This is a genomic window from Acinetobacter boissieri, from assembly GCF_900096955.1.
GTDB lineage: Bacteria > Pseudomonadota > Gammaproteobacteria > Pseudomonadales > Moraxellaceae > Acinetobacter > Acinetobacter boissieri.
Map to the genome: position 1 here is coordinate 282,978 of NZ_FMYL01000001.1, position 18,378 is coordinate 301,355.

The 18,378-nt window shown below is 39.0% G+C and carries 19 protein-coding genes; 9 read left to right on the top strand and 10 right to left on the bottom strand.

Annotated elements, in window-relative coordinates:
- Positions 1-4: 4 nt before the first annotated feature.
- Positions 5-1,024: a taurine ABC transporter substrate-binding protein gene (gene tauA / locus BLS38_RS01290; protein WP_092746522.1), complete on the bottom strand. Its 1,020-nt coding sequence runs from the start codon at positions 1,022-1,024 to the stop codon at positions 5-7.
- 179 nt (positions 1,025-1,203) lie between these two features.
- Between tauA and BLS38_RS01295 the strand changes: the two genes are divergently transcribed.
- On the top strand, positions 1,204-1,416 hold the full coding sequence (locus tag BLS38_RS01295) for a DUF1737 domain-containing protein (RefSeq protein ID WP_092746523.1): 213 nt from the start codon (positions 1,204-1,206) through the stop codon (positions 1,414-1,416).
- Positions 1,417-1,464: 48 nt separating this feature from the next.
- Here BLS38_RS01295 and pyrE read toward each other — a convergent pair whose 3' ends face one another.
- A complete protein-coding gene (pyrE, locus tag BLS38_RS01300; protein ID WP_092746524.1) occupies positions 1,465-2,115 on the bottom strand; it encodes an orotate phosphoribosyltransferase in 651 nt (216 codons plus the stop codon).
- Positions 2,116-2,160: 45 nt separating this feature from the next.
- Here pyrE and BLS38_RS01305 point away from each other — a divergent pair, with 45 nt between their 5' ends.
- Complete coding sequence (locus BLS38_RS01305) at positions 2,161-2,991, top strand: exodeoxyribonuclease III (protein WP_092746525.1); 831 nt, start codon at positions 2,161-2,163, stop codon at positions 2,989-2,991.
- Positions 2,992-3,453: 462 nt separating this feature from the next.
- Complete coding sequence (locus BLS38_RS01310) at positions 3,454-3,804, top strand: Spx/MgsR family RNA polymerase-binding regulatory protein (RefSeq protein WP_092746526.1); 351 nt, start codon at positions 3,454-3,456, stop codon at positions 3,802-3,804.
- Between the two features lie 102 nt (positions 3,805-3,906).
- Here BLS38_RS01310 and BLS38_RS01315 read toward each other — a convergent pair whose 3' ends face one another.
- Complete coding sequence (locus BLS38_RS01315) at positions 3,907-4,344, bottom strand: DUF2147 domain-containing protein (protein WP_092746527.1); 438 nt, start codon at positions 4,342-4,344, stop codon at positions 3,907-3,909.
- A gap of 68 nt (positions 4,345-4,412) precedes the next feature.
- On the opposite strand from BLS38_RS01315, the gene BLS38_RS01320 reads away from it, so the two are divergent.
- Complete coding sequence (locus BLS38_RS01320; RefSeq protein WP_244518109.1) at positions 4,413-5,357, top strand: alpha/beta hydrolase; 945 nt, start codon at positions 4,413-4,415, stop codon at positions 5,355-5,357.
- A gap of 51 nt (positions 5,358-5,408) precedes the next feature.
- Here BLS38_RS01320 and BLS38_RS01325 read toward each other — a convergent pair whose 3' ends face one another.
- The 5 genes from BLS38_RS01325 to BLS38_RS01345 all read right to left on the bottom strand — a co-directional run bounded on the left by BLS38_RS01325 (position 5,409) and on the right by BLS38_RS01345 (position 12,139).
- Positions 5,409-8,426 (bottom strand): autotransporter domain-containing protein, encoded by a 3,018-nt coding sequence (locus BLS38_RS01325; protein ID WP_092746528.1) that lies wholly within the window; start codon positions 8,424-8,426, stop codon positions 5,409-5,411.
- A gap of 90 nt (positions 8,427-8,516) precedes the next feature.
- Entirely contained in the window at positions 8,517-10,280 is a 1,764-nt protein-coding gene (gene dsbD, locus BLS38_RS01330) for a protein-disulfide reductase DsbD (protein WP_244518111.1), read from the bottom strand.
- A 71-nt stretch (positions 10,281-10,351) separates the two neighbouring features.
- On the bottom strand, positions 10,352-11,119 hold the full coding sequence (locus BLS38_RS01335) for a transporter (RefSeq protein ID WP_092746694.1): 768 nt from the start codon (positions 11,117-11,119) through the stop codon (positions 10,352-10,354).
- Positions 11,120-11,133: 14 nt separating this feature from the next.
- A complete protein-coding gene (locus BLS38_RS01340) occupies positions 11,134-11,679 on the bottom strand; it encodes an ankyrin repeat domain-containing protein (RefSeq protein ID WP_092746530.1) in 546 nt (181 codons plus the stop codon).
- A 106-nt stretch (positions 11,680-11,785) separates the two neighbouring features.
- Positions 11,786-12,139, bottom strand: coding sequence for an HPF/RaiA family ribosome-associated protein (locus BLS38_RS01345; protein WP_092746531.1), 354 nt, complete (start codon positions 12,137-12,139; stop codon positions 11,786-11,788).
- Positions 12,140-12,353: 214 nt separating this feature from the next.
- On the opposite strand from BLS38_RS01345, the gene puuE reads away from it, so the two are divergent.
- The 5 genes from puuE (at position 12,354) to BLS38_RS01370 (ending at position 16,039) form a co-directional block, all read left to right on the top strand.
- The gene (gene puuE / locus BLS38_RS01350; protein ID WP_092746532.1) at positions 12,354-13,322 is read left to right on the top strand and encodes an allantoinase PuuE; all 969 of its coding nucleotides are present in this window, start codon (positions 12,354-12,356) and stop codon (positions 13,320-13,322) included.
- Positions 13,323-13,366: 44 nt separating this feature from the next.
- On the top strand, positions 13,367-13,870 hold the full coding sequence (gene uraD, locus BLS38_RS01355) for a 2-oxo-4-hydroxy-4-carboxy-5-ureidoimidazoline decarboxylase (protein WP_092746533.1): 504 nt from the start codon (positions 13,367-13,369) through the stop codon (positions 13,868-13,870).
- On the top strand, positions 13,867-14,196 hold the full coding sequence (uraH, locus tag BLS38_RS01360; protein ID WP_092746534.1) for a hydroxyisourate hydrolase: 330 nt from the start codon (positions 13,867-13,869) through the stop codon (positions 14,194-14,196). The genes uraD and uraH overlap by 4 nt, the downstream gene beginning before the upstream one ends.
- 208 nt (positions 14,197-14,404) lie before the next feature.
- A complete protein-coding gene (locus BLS38_RS01365; protein ID WP_092746535.1) occupies positions 14,405-15,277 on the top strand; it encodes an outer envelope protein in 873 nt (290 codons plus the stop codon).
- Positions 15,278-15,490: 213 nt separating this feature from the next.
- The gene (locus BLS38_RS01370) at positions 15,491-16,039 is read left to right on the top strand and encodes a GNAT family N-acetyltransferase (RefSeq protein ID WP_092746536.1); all 549 of its coding nucleotides are present in this window, start codon (positions 15,491-15,493) and stop codon (positions 16,037-16,039) included.
- Between the two features lie 276 nt (positions 16,040-16,315).
- Here BLS38_RS01370 and BLS38_RS01375 read toward each other — a convergent pair whose 3' ends face one another.
- Together BLS38_RS01375 and BLS38_RS01380 are read right to left on the bottom strand one after the other, a co-directional pair.
- On the bottom strand, positions 16,316-17,236 hold the full coding sequence (locus BLS38_RS01375) for an ABC transporter permease (RefSeq protein ID WP_092746537.1): 921 nt from the start codon (positions 17,234-17,236) through the stop codon (positions 16,316-16,318).
- 42 nt (positions 17,237-17,278) lie between these two features.
- Positions 17,279-18,367: an ABC transporter permease gene (locus tag BLS38_RS01380; protein WP_092746538.1), complete on the bottom strand. Its 1,089-nt coding sequence runs from the start codon at positions 18,365-18,367 to the stop codon at positions 17,279-17,281.
- Positions 18,368-18,378 lie beyond the last annotated feature (11 nt).

The following is an 18,378-nucleotide window of genomic DNA, read 5'->3' on the forward strand; positions in this document are numbered from 1 at the left end:
TACATTACTTTAAAAATGCTGTAGATACATTGTCTTGATAGTTAGGCTTCACTTGGTCTACCTTACCTTGCTGTTTTAAAAACTGTGCTGTATCTAAAACATTTTTAGAAAATTCATTCGACAAAGCATCTATTTGTTGTTGTCGATTTAAATACCTATTTCCTGAAAGTAACAATTTAATATCTTCAGGTTTAGAACCAGTCAGTGTGGAAATATCGGTAATATTTTTACTGTCCAGTGTAAATTGATCTGGAGATTGATTGTATTTATCGAGTTGATTTAATGTCGTAGAAACAAAAGATTTTAAGAATTCAGGATTCTTTTCAGCAAAATCTTTTCTAACCACCCATAGATCATAGGTTGGTGCTCCCCACTGCCCCACTTGCTCTGAATCTACCAGCACTTGCCCTGTTTCTTTGACTTTATTTAAAGCTGGCTCCCAAACATACGCTGCATCAATATCACCACGGTTCCATGCTGCAATAATTTCAGGCGGTCTTAAGTTAATAATTTTGACTTGATCTTCAGAAATATTCCAATGTTTCAATGCAGACAGCAAGCTATAGTGTGTCGTAGACACAAATGGCACAGCAATTGTTTTACCAATCAAATCACTCGGTTGTTTAATGCCTGATTTTTGCTGAACAACAAGGGCTTCCGAACTGCCTAATTTTGCAGTAATGAGAAATGCTTCAATAGGAACGCCTCGACTTGCCGCCGCTGCGAATGGACTTGAGCCAATATTACCAATCGCAACATCTCCAGATGCCAACGCAGTGACCACATCAGAACCTGTATCAAATTTTTTCCACGATATAGCATGTTGGCTATTTTTTTCATACAACCCTTCAACCTGCGCCACTTTGCTTGGATCAACACCCGTTTGATATGCAATAACAATTGGTGTTTCATTCTGTGTGATGGCTTTTGTTGTCGTTTCAGAGCTCTGATAAATCAAAAAGCCAACAAGTGCCACAACAATCAATATTGTTATCGTTAGAGGCTTTCTATACTGTTTTTTCATAGTGATAATGGTTGTTTATTAATATTAACGATATGGTATTGTGCAAAGTGGTCACAAAAAAAATAAGAATTAGTTTATTAGTTATTCATATTTAATAAATATATTTTACTTCTATACTTTGTATTTAAATTACAAAGCATATCCAGCAGATTCCCCAGACATAATATGGAGAAAAATGAATGAAACTTTACCGTTATTTAACAGGTGCAGATGATTCAGCCTTTTGTGCTCGTGTGAGCAAAGCACTCAATAGAGGTTGGATATTACACGGTGCACCCACCATGACTTTTAATGGTTCACAAGTCATTGTTGGGCAAGTCATCTGTAAAGAAACAGATGAAGAATTTAATGAAGATACAGACATGATTACAGTACTAAAAGTAGCTTCATAACAAAAAAGTCCTTGTATCGTTCAACACAAGGGCTTTTTTTGAGATCGATTAAACATCTATACCGTAGCGCTGACGATATGCTTGCATATTCGCGAGTGCTGTTTGATCACCTTGTTGTTCTAAATATGCCATTAAATCTTGCATGGTCATTAAAGCATGTACAGGAATTTCTAATTCTTGTTGAACTTCTTGTATAGCAGACAATTTACCTTGTCCACACTCTTGGCGGTCTAACGCCACCAATACACCTGCAATATTTGCACCTGCTTGCTTGAGCAGTGTCACCACTTCACGGATGGCTGTACCTGCAGTAATGACATCATCAATAATCCAAACATCTTTACCTGCAACAGATGCACCCACCAATACGCCACCTTCACCATGGTCTTTGGCTTCTTTACGGTTGAAACCCCACGGTACACTTTGGGCATGGTTTTTAGACAGTGCCACAGCTGTTGCCGCTACAAAAGGAATACCTTTATACGCAGGGCCAAAAATGACATCAACATGCTCACATTGCTGTAATTTTGCTGCATAACCATCGGCTAAAACAGACAGTGCTTCACCATCAGACAGTAAACCTGCATTAAAGAAGTAAGGGCTGACACGACCAGACTTTAAGGTAAACTCACCAAATTTAAGCACACCTCGCGATAAGGCAAGTTCAATAAAAGCCTGTATGTTAAACTGCGTGGTCATGAAGCACTCCATTTTTAGATTTAGATATTGAGGTAAAACGTCACTATGATACCAAAGGATAGCTACACAAGTGATCAAAAAATTCTGCGAGTTGTATCGCTTAATGTGAATGGCCTACGTGCATCGGTTAAAAAAGGGCTACTCGAATGGTTAGCGCAATCTGAAGCCGATATTGTTTGTATTCAGGAAAGCCGTATTACCCATGCCCAATGTACCGATCAATTTAAACCTGAGGGTTGGTATACACACCTTTTTCCTGCCGAAAAAGCGGGTTACGCAGGTACAGCCATTTTTAGTCGCTTACCTTTTGTATCTGTTACAGACGGTTTAGGTTTTGAACTTGCAGACAGTCAAGGGCGCTTTATTGCAGCTGAGTTTGACTTAGGTCTTGAAAAAAATGTCTATATTTGCTCACTTTACTTACCCTCTGGTTCATCGGGCGATGAAGCTCAAGCACGTAAAGAAATTTTCTTAGAAAAATATCAGGCCATTTTAAAGCAATGGCGTGATGAAAATAAGTCGATGATTATTTGTGGTGACTACAATATCGTACATAAACGCATTGATATTAAAAACTGGTCAGGCAATAAAAATTCATCGGGTTGTTTACCGCATGAGCGTGCGTGGCTTGACTATATGTATGATGAGCTCGGTTACGTAGATACTTTTCGTACTGTACGCCCAGAAGCTGAACTGTACTCTTGGTGGTCGAACCGTGGCCAAGCGCGTGCTAAAAATGTGGGGTGGCGAATTGACTATCAAGCTTGCTCTCCAGATTGGAAAGCCCGTACAGTCAATGCATGGGTCTATCGTGAACAATGGTATAGCGATCATGCCCCTGTAATTATTGACTATTGTCTGAAAAATAGTGAATAATCTTTCATACGGTATTGCACTTAAAAAGTTAGCTATATTTTTGAAAATACTTTTTATTCACTAAGTGAGCAAAACAGGTTCATTTTATATTTTTTCTTTAAAAAGAATAACTTTATCTCATTTAGAGAACACGTGTTCTTTTTTTACGTGGAAATGGCTTACATCATTTGTCGTTTTTACGGCTATTTATTCATAGCAAATAAAGGCACTATATCAATACGGCACAGGGACATGTCAGGATGACACAAAAGGATAGGACGCCGTAGGAAGAAAAGAAACGTACGAGTAATCGTAAGTTTTAAAGGACTTAACATTGGACGTTAACACAGTGAGACCCGCATAATCAGGATGATTTAATGCGGGTTTTCTGCTTTTAAATCTCAAAATTTTCACATGATCGTCACTAGACAGTCAGCATTTTTCAGTTACTCTTATGAAATATTCAATTTATGAGACTGCACTATGCTAAAAATATACGGTATTAAAAACTGTAGCACAATGAAAAAAGCCTTTGATTTACTCAACATGCTTGGCCTGAGCTATGAATTTCATGACTATAAAAAACAGAGTATAGATGCACAACACTTACAACAGTGGCTAGAGCAAGCAGGTACAGAAGTCATTTTAAATAAAAAAGGTACCACTTGGCGTAAACTCGATGAACAAGTACAACAAAACGCTTTAGCCAACCAAACAGCACTCATTGAAGCACTTAAGGCACATACCAGCATGATTAAACGCCCCGTGCTAGAAACACCCAATGGATTGATTATTGGTTTTGATGAAGAAAAGTATCGAGCTTTAACAGGTTAGTCACTTATTTACGATCGTTTAAAAAATTAATCCTCTAAATTTTAAAAATTTAGAGGATTAAAATAATAGTTACTTGTTAAATATTAATATTACAAGCAATAATTACTGTATACGTTGCCAAATTTGGTTACGGCCCAACAGTGAAATACCAATGTAGCCACGTAATTTTAAGGTTTTATTTTGATTCAGTAACTCACCTTTTAAACGATAGCTTTTACCATTTTTAGGGTCAATAATTGTGCCGTCTTCATATTTATTTTCACCGACACTTTTTAAACTACGGACAATTACAGCCCCTTGTAACGGCTTATTATGATACATGCCCTCACACTCGCCACAAATTCCATCTTCACCTGGAACTAAAATTTTTTGAATCGTTGCAATAAAACTGCCATCACGCTGTTGGTTAAAAACAACCTGCGCTTTAGCTTGGTTCGTTTCATCATCTATGGTTTTCCACACACTCCCATTTAATGGGTCTGCTGCATGTGTTATGGTAACCAAGCCAAATATGGCAACTGCACATAATATTTTTTTCATTGCATATTCCTATAAAATTTTAAGATGTGACATATCTCACATCATACATGACTATCTATAGCGAATATATGTATCTCAAGGCCATTATTATGCATGAAATGTGGAAACAACTGCTTGTCGAATCTTGCCTCAAAGGCACATTACGTTATCCAAGTAAATATGATTTTTCACCGCAAACCATGCGTCATTTTACTGGCCAAATCACACAGATATTTCCATGTAACACGCAAGACTTAAACATAGATACCTACAGTTTAGATACACTCACTGTTGAAAAAATTACGCCCTTACAAAATACATCAAAACAGATTATTTTTTATTTGCATGGCGGTGGTTTTTGCTTAGGCTCACTCAAAACACATCGGGCTTGGCTCTGTGAAATGGCACGTACTACGGGGCTTACTGTCATGAGTTTGGCTTACCCTCTGACACCCGAAACCCCATTTCCTGAACTCAATGAAGCAGTTTACAATGCCTATAAAGCATTGCTTGCGTCAGGTATTCAAGCAGATGATGTTATTTTGGCAGGTGACGATGCAGGTGCAAATTTAGCCCTAGCCCTGAGCCTACGTTTGGTCCGACAGAAAAATACTGTATTGCCTCGTGGACTCATGCTTTTATCCCCATTTATAGACCTGACACTGACCAGCAACTCTATACGATACAACCAAAAACACGATGCGCTGTTATCTATAGATTTCTTAAAAAAAGCAATTCATTATTACTTACAAAATTGTGACTTTGATCCATCTAATCCACGTGTGTCACCTTTATTTGATGACCTTGCAGGATTGCCCCCACTGCTTATACAGGTGGGTAGTAAATCTATGCTTATGGACGATGCAAAGCGACTCAAAGATATGGCAGTAAATGCTGAAGTTGATGTAAGTTATAAGTTATATACAGGCATGTGGCATAACTTTTTTATGTTCAATGCATGGTTTGACGAAGGAAAAATGGCATTAGATGATATCTGTTACTTTATTCAACATCGCTTAAATAAAACAAATTAAAAAAATAATGGCTTTACGTGAGTAAAGCCATTATTAAAAAACAGTGTGCTCTTAAAAACGATAATCGAGCTTTAATGTCCCTTCATTACTGTGGCTTTGACTCGCAAACTGCCCTGCATAATTTAAACCAAAACTTAACTGGTTAGTCAGTTTTGTACTTACACCAACATCTACTTTTGCAAGATCTTGAGCAATTTCCGAGCCATTCACTTTATAGCTTGAAGCACGATTAAACTGTAAAGTGGTCTGACCTTGCGTATCTCCAAGGGCATGTTGCCAACCTAAACCGAATTGAGCAGTCACAGGTTTAGACCCCAAATTAAAATCGTAGTTTGCTTTCAAACCTAATGTAGTAAATGTCATGTTATTGGTTGACTTTGTACCATACAAGTTTGCAATGTCTGCACCTTGCTCTTGAAATGATTTTGTTTGCGTAACAACGTGAGCTAAGCGAGCATATGGGCTGATTGGCAATGCTGTTGGTTTAAACCCATATTCAGCAAATCCTTGCAAGCTATACACGTCTAGATTGGCATTTGCTTGGCTATTTAGGCCCGTACTATTGATTTGACGCTGAACAGATACATCACCCCAACGACCAAATAAGCCAAATATTGCATTCGAGTTTTCATCGGCATAACGACCATAAAGACCCAATTGACTATTGTTGTCTTTGGCCGTAAAGCCGTTATCTGCCACTTTAGCAGTACCTTTGCCCTGACCCAATACCAACCCAAGGCTGCTTTGATTGTTTAATGGTAATTCACCACCAACCACTGCACCATAGTTTTTATAACTTGAATCTGATACATCTACAGCGCGGTTATTAAACTGACGACCATAACTGTTCAGCCATAAATACGGCTGTGTCTGATACTTTTGTGCTGCCACAAAATCTGTAGTCGCTAACAAGTCTTGTGTTGCATTGACTGCTAAAGATGCATAACCTTCACCAGACAAGCGATTGTATGACTGCCGTGCTTGGTCACTGCTTTGTTTAGCCACAAGATTATATAAACTGTTGCCTAAACCTAGACTTTCTATGCTATTTGCCACTTGGTATTGGTTGGCTGTTTGTGCCACACTGTTAAAACGTTGATCATTTCTAAGCAATTGTAGTGTGACTGTATTTGCTGTATAGCCAATTTGAGGCGTCAGAAAACTATAGGCACTCTTCACTGTTGCAAAACGACCTGTCACCCCATTTGTGCTATTTAAAATGACATATTCAGACAGTAAGTTATATTCGCTACCTAAGCCCACTTGCAATACATTGGCTGCATTAATTTGAGTACGCCCGCTCACATCTATACCACTGCTTGTTGCACTATTGGCTTGTGTGAGTACTTTGAGTGTACCCTGATTTAAAGTCAAATCACCACTCACAGACAATCGGTTTAAAGACTGTGTTAAATCTATTGTACCACCTTGTAAAACCTGTAGGTTCTGTAGTTTCCCTGCACCTTGTAACGTACCAGAACTTTCAACAATGGTTGTACCATTCAAACGATTGGTCACATTTAACTGACCATTTTGCACGCGCGTTGTACCTGTAAACCCACTGCCATCGCCGGTATAATTCAATAACCCAGTACCTTGTTTATACAATGTACCTGACCCTGTCATGGTATTGGCCAAGCTTTCTGTAGTGTTATGGTTTAAAACTAAATTGGCCTGATTGAAAATGGCTCCCTGACCAAACGCACTGCCATTACTGCCAATAAGCGTACCAGCAAGTAATTGTGTACCACCAGACCACGTGTTACGACCTACCAAAGTAAGTGAGCCAGTGCCGGTTTTTTCAAGTTGTCCTTGACCTGAAATATCATTTAACCACACATCAGATGCAGACAAACCGCCATCTGTTGCATTCATATTGATCGTTGTTTTTTGATTAAATGCACCATAGCCATTGGCCGCTTTATATAAGTTTAACGTGTCATAACCCAAGCCATTATCTAACACACCCCCTCTTGCATTTGAGGTGGTTTGTAAAAGATCTCTACGTTGATTCGCCGTTAAATATGGGTAACGTGTTTCAATTAAGACTTCTGCATTGTCAGGAACTATAGGCGTTAGTGTTGTATCACCAATGGCAGTAAATGCATTGGCAAAGGTATATTTATCGTACAATGCTTTGTTTGTTTGATACTGTGTATAACGCTGATTTAAATCCGTTGAGTCATAACAGGCACTAACGGTACCACCACATTGCGTTGCAAAAAAAGATTGGGCTTGTTGGTAGGCATTACGTCTTAAGTCTGCATTATTAAGTAAGCCTTGAATCGTATAATACGTGGCATGCATACGACCACCAATCACATCGAGTGGTGAATGTATGCCAGCAAGTACACGGCTATAGCCCATTTCACCTGCACGTAATACTAAGTCTGCTTGTTGCTGTGGCACAACATAAGCCACGCTTAAAGCGGCAAGGTAACCTGCATTGGTATGGCCACTTGGGAAACCACCATCGCCTTGGCCTGTTGCAGGAACTCTCGCTACTAAAGATGGCTGTAAAATTGACTTTAAGTCTTGACCATCTAGCATTTGGCGAAATGGTCTTGGATAGTTATATGCATTTTTAGCAGGTGTGGTACTGGCAGGATAACGCACTGCATTCACAAGATTAACCAATTGCCCCAAATTATTATTGGTATTACCAAGCCCATTGCCTTTATCCGCTACAGACCCTGTATACGCTTCTTTAGGTATGCCATTGACGGTTGTAAATGCACCCGTTTCTTTTTTAAGTATCTGTTGTAATGGACCTAAAGCAGTAAGCACTGCATAGTTTGCGTCTTGCCGATCAATTTCATAGGCTTGTACTTCTTGTATGGCTGTTCTACTTCTTGCAACATCAACAGATAAGCGTACATTTTTATCTAATATTTGAGCACCTGTTGCAGTAGGCGTACCTGTATTCCAAGTTGCCCCTGGTTTCCACAGATTATTAAACCCAGACAATACATCTACCCCAGATTTCACAGATATTGTATCTGCAAAAAGTACTGTACTTTGTAAAGTAAGACCAATGGCAACAGTAAGTCGACTTAACTGAAATTTCATGTTTAAAGGCACATTGCAAAAGAAAGTGCCCTTAATATAAGCACCTTAAATGACATTACCTTTACTGAATATATATTTAAATCATATAAATTACTGTGCCAGTGCACCGAGTTGCGCATGTAATTTATCTTGCTCAAACTCACCTGTTAAGCGTAAATCTCTACGTTCTTGATGTGACGCATCTAAGAAAAGATAGGTTGGTGGCCCAAGTACCTGCCACTGGGTCAAAATATTTTGTTGCGATGTATTATATTTACTCAAGTCGAGCTTAATTAAATAATACGGCTGTAGGGCTTTTTGAATATTGGCTTGCTTTAAAATACCATGCTCTATGGGTTGGCATGCCACACACCAGTCTGCATAAACATCAATGACTATAGCTTGACCTTTTGGTGCACGGCTTAACAAGTCTTGAAAACTCTGCTCATCTGTTGCCACGTGCCAAACCACTTGACTACTGACTGCTTGTATTTGTTGCTGGTACTGCATTTGTTGTATGGCAAATGCAGTGACTACTGCAAATAACAATACGCCGTAACAAATTTTGAGTTTTAATGTGTATTTATAGATGGCATATAATGCATAAATTGCAAAAGCACCATATAACAGTTGAGTGAGCAAATGAAGCCAAAATACACTCAGTAAAGGTCTTAAAAAATACACTGCAAGACCAAGCATAATAAATGCAAAAATGATTTTGACTTGGTTCATCCATAAGCCAGCTTTAGGCAAAATTTTACTGCCTAAAATACTGACTAAAAGTAAAGGCATGCCCATGCCTAAACCCAATACAAATAACAGCAATGCCCCATGCCATTGATTTTGAGTTTGAGCAATAAAAAGGAGCGCACCTGCAAGTGGTGCAGTCATACATGGCCCGACAAGTAGTGCTGAAACACTTCCCATAACAATTGCACCAAGGTATGACCCCCCTTGTTGCTTAGCCTGTAATGTATCTAAACGTGCAGTTAAAAAACGAGGCAGTTGCAGTTCAAATAGACCAAATAAATTCAGCGCAAAGATCACAAATAACCCACTAAACGCCATTAAAGTTATGGGTTGCTGTAGCCAACGCTGAAAACCTAAACCTGCGTAAGACGCCAATACACCAAGCAAGGCATATATTGTGGCCATACTTAGTACAAATACCCCAGCAACCAACCATGCTCGTGCACCTTTTTTCTCTCGAATCACTAAAGAGCTCACAATTGGCAACATGGGTAATGAACACGGCGTAAAAGCCAATAAAAATCCAAGCCCTAAAAATAGCCCTAAGCCATAGCCTAATGAGTGATTTTCTAAACGAGAGGCCCAATGCTGATCAGATGCAGTATCTAATGTAGTAGTATTATTTGGATTTAATTGTGTTGTTGGCAGAGTGTTTTGTGGGGTAGGTTCATCATTTTGGCGAGTCAATGCTTGATCAAACACACTTCGCTGTGAAGCAATCTTATTTTCTGCCACCATCAAACCATCTGCATCAGTTTTGAACTGCATATGTTGTGGTGGATAACATAAACGATCTTTAGCACAGCCTTGCCAAGACACATCATAAACCGTATTCGGCTTAGCCTTTATGTTTAAATTGAGTCGATTAAAATAGACCCATGTTGTACCAAAATTTTCATCATGTTGTTGAGTGGCTTGCGGAAACTTGAGTAGAACATCTTGCTGATTGGCGTGTATCGTCACTTTATGTTGATATAAGTAATAATCAGGTGCAATTTGCCATGCCAATGCAATATGATTGCGATCTATTGCATCGCTACTAAAAACAAAAGCTTGATTGGCGGGTAATAAAGGTTCTTCTGCATGTAATGTGGCACTGATCCATGCCATCGTCAAAACCATCATGAACCACAGTATCTTACACAAACTACGAGACAGAAAAACCATAAATTACTCAAACATTTACTAGCTAAGGCTTAAAATAAAAATGACACACCTAAACCACCTTTATAATCTGGTACATCACCACCTAAACCTACGCCCACACTGGCATCGAGTTGCATGCGTGAGTTCACTGCATAAATGATTCCTGTTGCTAAAGAGGTTTGGCTGGCTTCACTCTCTTGCTTACGGTAAACAAATTCAGAGTATCCAGACCACTTTTTAGACAACTGATAACTTAAAGTCGGCACGGCAGTGACTGCAAAATCATGATTTTGCATTTCATAACGCATGGTAATACCGGTGGTTAAAATGTCATTTTGGGCATACTGTACGCTAGAAGACACTGCATAAATGTTATCTTCTGCTGTAAATTGGTCATTTCCTGTGGCAACCACCACCTGACCTAATAATGCCATGCTCATGCGGTTGTCATTTAAATCTACCGCATGCTTAATCCCCACACTCACATCACCTAAACCATGATCTGTGGTTTTTTTACCTTGTGATGTGGTTTTGATCCAACCTGGACCACCAAACCCCAATTGAAGCTCAGTATTTTTAGTTAAACCTGTACGAAACTCCATATCACCTTGTAGCGATACTATATTTTGTAAGCCGTTGTTAATTGTTGACTTACTATAGCTCACGGTAGGTAGACTTTGCTCCCAAGCTAAATGACCCACAGGAGTAATACTGGTACCAAAACCAGTACCAGGACGGTCAAAGGAAAAATCTTGGGCAAATACATGTGCACTTGTTAACGCCGAACAAATTACTGTGATTTTAAATATTTTTTTCATGGTCATACCCACTTTTAAAGACTCAATTCTTTAGACATTTTTGCACCATGCTCACGCAAGAGTTGCAGTGTTTGTTGCTCTTCTGGTAACGCTTGTGACCAATCTATTTCATCATAGTCACAGTCAAAAAAGAGTTGGCTAATCGATGACAAAATCGTAAGGTCTTCATCATCTTTAGTATTCGGATTAACTTTTAAGTCAAGTAGTCGTTGTACTGCAGGTACACAGGCTGCGCTTGAACAATCCCACAAAGGACCATAAAACTCTTCAGCATCCCACAAGTGAATATTTGCACCTGCTGCAATTAACGCATCTAAGATGTCTAAATGAATCTGTAATTTTTGCTGTTTTTGTTGTTCTGACCACGGTGTACCTTCAGTATAAGCTGTCGATACTGCTTCCCACCAAGCAAATATACCATCACACGCAATCGAAATGGGTAGACCTTTTTCAGGGGCAATAAAATTTACATCTAACCCTTGCGCTAAAGCCTGCTGTACGCCCTCTAAGTCTAAAGCTTCAATGGCTTCGATTAACTGTTGCTGTTGTGCTGTTAGCATCTTTACGCTCATGTCATATTTTTTTTAGTGTAACAAGAAAGCATGCTCTAGACGACAAAAAAGCACCGAAAAAGGTGCTTTTTTGTCGTACCACATGTAAATCAAATTAGAGTGGCTCAGGTGCAACGTCTAGTGGTTTCTGATCTCGTGGATTTTTTTGTTTTTCAAACAAATGTTCTAGGCTGTGTTTTAATCGCTCAACAGCACCATGAATTGCGGTATCAATGGTTGATGCTTTGTGCGAAACAGCGACTGGTTTTAAGCCTGCGGGACGTGCTTCAATCATACAACGCAGGTCGTTATCTCCGCCTTTTGCTGCATTTTCATCACTTAAATGTACTGAAAAATGGGTTATTTTCTCACCATGACGCTGAAATTTATCGCTAATTTCAGTCTGTACATAACTGATTAAACGCTCACTATTTTTAATGTTTTTATCTGTGCGGATTTCAATATTCATACATTATCCTCGCTTTTTGCTAATGTGGTGCAGAAAAAATACATCCATTTATTTGCACCTGGCTTTATTCACAAGATTCACCAAAATCGGTATAACTATAGAGCGCTATAACACTAAAGTTTTCTTGCTTTTAAAGTGTCCTTCTACTTTTAATATGATCTAACTTTTAAAATATGCAAGTATATTTTTAAAAAATTATCAAAAGGATAACAAATTGACAACTTCATATCTGCGTGGTCAAGCACTGGTTGACCATATTCAATCTGAGGCATATAGCCGTGACCTCATTGGCTATCATGGTGAAAATCCAAAGATTTCTTGGCCAAACAACGCCCGTGTGGCAGTACAGTTTGTACTTAATTATGAAGAAGGCAGTGAAAACCATGTAGAGCATGGAGATACAGGTTCAGAACAATTCTTATCTGACATCATTGGTGCCGCCAGTTTCCCAGATAAACATATGTCTATGGATTCAATGTATGAATATGGCTCACGTGCAGGGTTTTGGCGTATTCATCATGAATTTAAACAACGTGGCTTACCCATGACTATTTTTGGTGTAGGTATGGCTTTAGCCCGTAACCCCTACATTGTCGAAGCCATCAAAAATAGTAATTACGACATTGTGTCACACGGCCAACGTTGGATTCATTATCAAGACATGAGCATAGAGCAAGAACGTCAATATATGGACCAAGCCATTACTGTGATTGAAGCCTTATTTGGTCAAACACCGATGGGTTGGTACACAGGTAGAGATAGCCCAAACACCCGCAAGTTACTGGCAGAGTTTCCACAAATTAAATATGACTGTGATTACTATGGCGATGACCTGCCTTTTTGGACATCACTCCCAACCGAAAATAAGCAAACTCGCCCACATTTGGTGATTCCATACACTCTAGAAAGCAATGATATGAAGTTCTGTTCGCCAGGTGGCTTTAACAGCGGTGAACAGTTCTACCAATACCTGAAAGATGGTTTTGATGTGTTGTATGCAGAAGGTGAAACCGCGCCAAAAATGATGTCGATTGGTATGCATTGCCGTATTTTAGGTCGTCCGGGTCGGTTTCGTGCTTTACAACGTTTTTTAGACTATGTACAACAACATGAACAGGTCTGGGTTTGTCGCCGTAACGATATTGCAACGCATTGGTATGACCACTACAGCCAAACAAAGTAAGTAACAGCACCGATATTATTGTTTTTAAACTATTAGAGAATGTCATGCAACTTGTCGACTTTAACCAAGCTCGATCCACTGAAGTGGCACAGTTTTTACAAAGCTGTGTCAATATTGAATCATGGGTCGATCACATCCAACAAAAACGTCCATTTCCATCCAAACAGTCCTTAATATGCTGTGCTGAAAATCAAGCAAAAACATGGCAATGGGTAGAGATTGAATCTGCACTCAGTAAGCACCCACGTATTGGTGAAAAGCCTTCAACCACGCATTTATCTGCACAAGAACAGCAACATTCTCATGCAGAACAAGCCAATATTTCGCAAGATCAACGTACTCAAATGGCACTTCTTGCAGGCAATATTGCGTATGAAGAAAAGTTTGGTTTTATCTTTTTAATTAAAGCAGCAGGGTTGTCGAGTGAACAGGTACTCGAACAGTTAACAATCCGTTTAACACATGACACCAAAACCGAACAACACATTGTCAAACAACAACTGGCGCTTATTGCTTTACGCCGTTTAGATCAAAGAATTAACCCATGATTAGCACCCATATTTTAGATACCAACCGTGGCAAACCTGCCAGTGGCATACAGGTCAAATTATTTGATGCCAACAACCATACTCTGATTGGGCAAGGCATTACTGATACTGACGGCAGACTTAAAGATTTTAGTTTAGGTGAGCATGTGATCACTGAAGGTGCGTATCAACTTGAATACGATATCTTGCCATACTTTAAAGCACTCAAACAGGACACCTTTTTCCCAAAAGTGTGCTTACAGTTTTATATTGCCAATGCACATGAACACTATCATATTCCATTGCTAATGAGCCCCTATGCATACTCGACATATAGAGGAAGTTAGTACATATAAAAATTAAATAGTTAATAATAAAAGTTTTTTGTACGAATAATGGTTTTTTGTTTATTTTTTTTAATAAATTTTATAAAGTGTGGTGCATTTTTTGCTTGATAAGCCAATACGTGGCTTATCTCATTTTCTATCGTTCTGATATGAAAAATTTTGGGGTATTACTTAACTTGGTCAATATCAGACTACTTGGGGGCTTTACATGCTATTCAAACACCTGTCTAACTATAAAAAATCTGCAGTTGCCACCGCACTGTTATCTTCTGTATTGCTATCGACTTCTGCATCTGCACTTACTTGGAGCGACAACGCAATTGGTTGGCGCTATGGTACAGACTTTACAGAACCATTTAAAAATAACAGTGATGGTTCAAAAATTGACATCACTAAACAAATTTACTCGTTCACACATGCAAGTGGATACACTTACGGGACTAACTTTTTAAATGTAGATTTTTTACAATCTTCATCAGAGCCAAATTCAGCGCAATCAGGTGGTAAAGGCACTCAAGAAGCGTATTTGGTGTACCGTAATAGTATAGATATTGGTAAAGTATTTAAAACTGATCTTTCATCCCAGGGTATTCGTGGCTATGCATTAACTGCAGGCCTAGATTGGAATACTAAAAATGATGGCTATGCTTCTAAAAAACAAATGTGGGTGGTTGGGCCAACCATTAACTTCGATGTACCGGGCTTTTTAAGCTTAAGTGCATTAGTATTTTTTGAAAGCAACAAACCAGCAGCCATTAGTAGCCGTTATAGCTATGACCCACATGCTGCATTCCAACTGAGCTGGGGCATGCCAATTGGTAAAACACCATTATCTTTTGAAGGTTTTGCTTTATGGATTGATTCAAAAGGCAAAAATGAGTTTGGGGGTAAAACTGCACCTGAAACCAATATTGATGCAATGTTAATGTATGACTTATCTTCACTGTGGGGTAAAAATGACAAAACCTTCCGTGCAGGTTTTGAATACCAATACTGGCACAACAAATTTGGTAACCCAACTGCAGGTAACAAGGGTTCAACAGCAAGCACTCCAATGATCCGTTTAGATTACCACTTCTAATTAGCACTGACTGTTTTGGGGTCAACTGACCCCAAAATGGTTTCACCATTTCAGTACCCGATAGCTATTAAATAATACCATTAAATTTGTTTATTTTATTTTTCTATTTCTTATACTCAAGGCATTTACAAGACCTATTGTTTTTCATAGCAAAGCATGAGATAAATAATAAAAATTAAATATATAACCTCACTGAATTAAAAGTATTTTTAAATAAAAACGCCTAAATTTGAAACAGAACACCTTTATCTTTGCCCATTAGAACCCATCGATGCAGATCAGATCCAACTCAGTTTTCCTCAATGGGAAATTGTTCGCTATCTTGCCGCTAATTTCCCTTGGCCATACCCTAAAGATGGTGCATACCAATATGTCAATCACATTGCTCTTCCTGCATCAGAAAATGGAACAGCTTGGCATTGGACAATACGCCGTAAAGAAGAGTCAAGTATAATCATTGGAATGATTTCAGTCACAGACCGACAGGACGATCATCGAGGCTTTTGGCTCATGCCAAAATGGCAAGGCAACGGTTATATGACAGAAGCAAGTACAATAGTCACTGACTTTTGGTTCAATACACTCAATAGAAATATTTTACGCGTACCAAAAGCCACCATAAATGTTGCATCAAAAAAAATATCTATAAGCTCAGGAATGAGATTAATCGCAACCAGTAAAAAACAATATATAGAAGGTGAGCTTGACACCGAACTTTGGGAAATCACCAAAGAAGAATGGAATAAAAAACACGCATATTAAACATAATAAAAAGTTAAATAGAATGAGAGCCAATCGCTCTCATTTTTAGATGTGTCGTATGTGCTGTAATGTTAATTTTAGACATATCTAATACATGGTTTTACTCGGGCGAGAGTTTTGATCTATCAAGCCTTATCTGCCGTAGCGGCTCCAAATGGCATAAAACTCTTAATCAGCAAAAAGTCTTAGACATTGATTATAGTAACCAAATACTTTACACATAAAAAAATTGCACCCTATCTGATGCAATATAAATAAAGCAAATGTACTTTAAATTTAAGGATTAAAAGTTTTACCTAAAGATGCAGGCAAGTTCATTTTTAATAATTTTCTGTCACGTGAAATAATGACTAATACCACAATGGTCGCCACATAAGGCAGTGCTGAAAGAAACTCATTCGGTACATTCAGACCCAATGCCTGTGCATGGAATTGTAAAATCGTTACGCCACCAAACAGATATGCCCCCAACATTAAACGAGTAGGTTTCCACGTTGCAAAGACCACCAAAGCAATGGCAATCCAACCTCGACCTGCCACCATATTTTCAATCCACATTGGTGTATACACTGTTGACAAAAATGCACCACCAATGCCTGCCATTAAGCCACCAAATAACACAGCGCCATAACGAATAGCCAGCACGTTATAACCCATAGCATGCGCACTTTCAGGCGACTCACCGACTGCTTTAAGTAGTAGACCTAAACGAGTTTTTGCTAAAACCCACCACACCACTAAAAAAGCCAATATCGATAAATAAACCACATAGTTTTGTTGAAATAATATTGGCCCCAGTATAGGAATATCAGACAGAACTGGAATATTTAAATTATGTAGGCCCGGTAAAGCAGTACTCACATAGTTTTGCCCAATAAAAGCCGAAATTCCCATACCAAAAATGGTGAGTGCTAAACCACAAGCAGACTGATTGGTACTCATAGAGAGCGTAAAAAAAGCAAAAATGAGCGACATCGCCATGCCAGCAGCCCCTCCAACAAGAAGTGAGCTAAACACGCTGGCCTCATAATGTGAAGCAAAAGCAAACCCTGCAATTGCCCCCACTAACATCATGCCTTCGACACCCAGATTAATCACACCTGTTTTTTCGGCAACGAGCTCACCTAACCCTGCAAAAATTAACGGCGTTGCAGCTGCAATTGTACCTGCCAAAATTGCTGTAACTTCAATACTCATGCTGTTCTCCTGCCTGCATTTTTATCGGCATTAAATGACATATTAGGGTGTACTTACGGGTGTTGTTTTTATTTTTCTTTTGAAAAACCGATAGCGATTTTCAATAAATGCATCTGAAGCTAAAAGAAAAAAGAGCAATAAACCCTGAAAAACTCCAGTAATCGCAACAGGCAATTGCAGTTGCATTTGTGCCATTTCGCCACCAAGGTAAATCAATGCCATTAAGCACCCAGAAAGTACAATACCGATTGGATTTAAACGACCTAAATACGCCACAATAATGGCAGCATAACCATAGCCCGGAGAAATATTAGGGTTTAATTGACCAATTGGCCCTGCAACTTCACATAAGCCTGCAATACCTGCCATCAGTCCAGAAATACCCAAACTAAACCAAATGGCTTTTTTCGAAGAAAACCCTGCATACTTTGCAGCATGTGGCGCTTGGCCACTTACTTCAAGTTTAAATGCCGTCATACTTTTTCGTACAAATAGCCAAAACAGCACCACAGAAACACAGGTAATAAAAATAGAGATATTGATCCGTGTACCATCAATCACCAAAGGTAAAGTCGTGCTGTCACCGAACATGACTGATTGTGGAAAATTCATACCATCTGGGTCGCGCCATGGCCCACCCACTAAATACAGTAGAATAAACATTGCCACGTAATTCATCATAAGCGTTGTCAGCGTTTCTTCTGCATTAAAATGAGTTTTGAGTAATGCTGGAATTAAGCCCCAAAATGCACCGCCAATAGCACCCATCACAATCATGAGCGGTAAAATCCACCAACCGACTTGATCATGACATAAAATGGCAACGCCACCGCCAAAGATTGCACCCATGGTCAACTGACCTTCTGCACCAATATTAAAAAGTTTGGCACGAAAACCAACAGCAAGCCCTAATGCAATTAAAATAAGAGGACTCGCCTTGACAAACAGCTCACTTAAACTATACGTGCTGGTGAGTGGTTCAATAAAAAAGATATATAACGCTTGAGTTGGCTTTACACCCAGTGCTAAAAATAAAAAACTACCTACAATTAGCATTGCAATCAGTGCAATGACAGGAGAAAGCCACTTCATCACTTGAGAGGGATGTTCTCTTGGCTCTAATAAATGCATCTTTTCACCCT

What these genes read in the sequence shown, in the direction of transcription:
- BLS38_RS01380 (WP_092746538.1), bottom strand. Translation starts at nt 18,367, where the DNA reads ATGCATTTATTAGAGCCAAGAGAACATCCCTCTCAAGTGATGAAGTGG.
- BLS38_RS01320 (WP_244518109.1), top strand. Translation starts at nt 4,413, where the DNA reads ATGTATCTCAAGGCCATTATTATGCATGAAATGTGGAAACAACTGCTT.
- BLS38_RS01365 (WP_092746535.1), top strand. Translation starts at nt 14,405, where the DNA reads ATGCTATTCAAACACCTGTCTAACTATAAAAAATCTGCAGTTGCCACC.
- BLS38_RS01340 (WP_092746530.1), bottom strand. Translation starts at nt 11,679, where the DNA reads ATGCTAACAGCACAACAGCAACAGTTAATCGAAGCCATTGAAGCTTTA.
- BLS38_RS01325 (WP_092746528.1), bottom strand. Translation starts at nt 8,426, where the DNA reads ATGAAATTTCAGTTAAGTCGACTTACTGTTGCCATTGGTCTTACTTTA.
- BLS38_RS01295 (WP_092746523.1), top strand. Translation starts at nt 1,204, where the DNA reads ATGAAACTTTACCGTTATTTAACAGGTGCAGATGATTCAGCCTTTTGT.
- BLS38_RS01315 (WP_092746527.1), bottom strand. Translation starts at nt 4,344, where the DNA reads ATGAAAAAAATATTATGTGCAGTTGCCATATTTGGCTTGGTTACCATA.
- BLS38_RS01375 (WP_092746537.1), bottom strand. Translation starts at nt 17,236, where the DNA reads ATGAGTATTGAAGTTACAGCAATTTTGGCAGGTACAATTGCAGCTGCA.
- BLS38_RS01305 (WP_092746525.1), top strand. Translation starts at nt 2,161, where the DNA reads ATGATACCAAAGGATAGCTACACAAGTGATCAAAAAATTCTGCGAGTT.
- tauA (WP_092746522.1), bottom strand. Translation starts at nt 1,024, where the DNA reads ATGAAAAAACAGTATAGAAAGCCTCTAACGATAACAATATTGATTGTT.
- dsbD (WP_244518111.1), bottom strand. Translation starts at nt 10,280, where the DNA reads ATGATGGTTTTGACGATGGCATGGATCAGTGCCACATTACATGCAGAA.
- BLS38_RS01310 (WP_092746526.1), top strand. Translation starts at nt 3,454, where the DNA reads ATGCTAAAAATATACGGTATTAAAAACTGTAGCACAATGAAAAAAGCC.
- BLS38_RS01345 (WP_092746531.1), bottom strand. Translation starts at nt 12,139, where the DNA reads ATGAATATTGAAATCCGCACAGATAAAAACATTAAAAATAGTGAGCGT.
- uraH (WP_092746534.1), top strand. Translation starts at nt 13,867, where the DNA reads ATGATTAGCACCCATATTTTAGATACCAACCGTGGCAAACCTGCCAGT.
- uraD (WP_092746533.1), top strand. Translation starts at nt 13,367, where the DNA reads ATGCAACTTGTCGACTTTAACCAAGCTCGATCCACTGAAGTGGCACAG.
- pyrE (WP_092746524.1), bottom strand. Translation starts at nt 2,115, where the DNA reads ATGACCACGCAGTTTAACATACAGGCTTTTATTGAACTTGCCTTATCG.
- BLS38_RS01335 (WP_092746694.1), bottom strand. Translation starts at nt 11,119, where the DNA reads ATGAAAAAAATATTTAAAATCACAGTAATTTGTTCGGCGTTAACAAGT.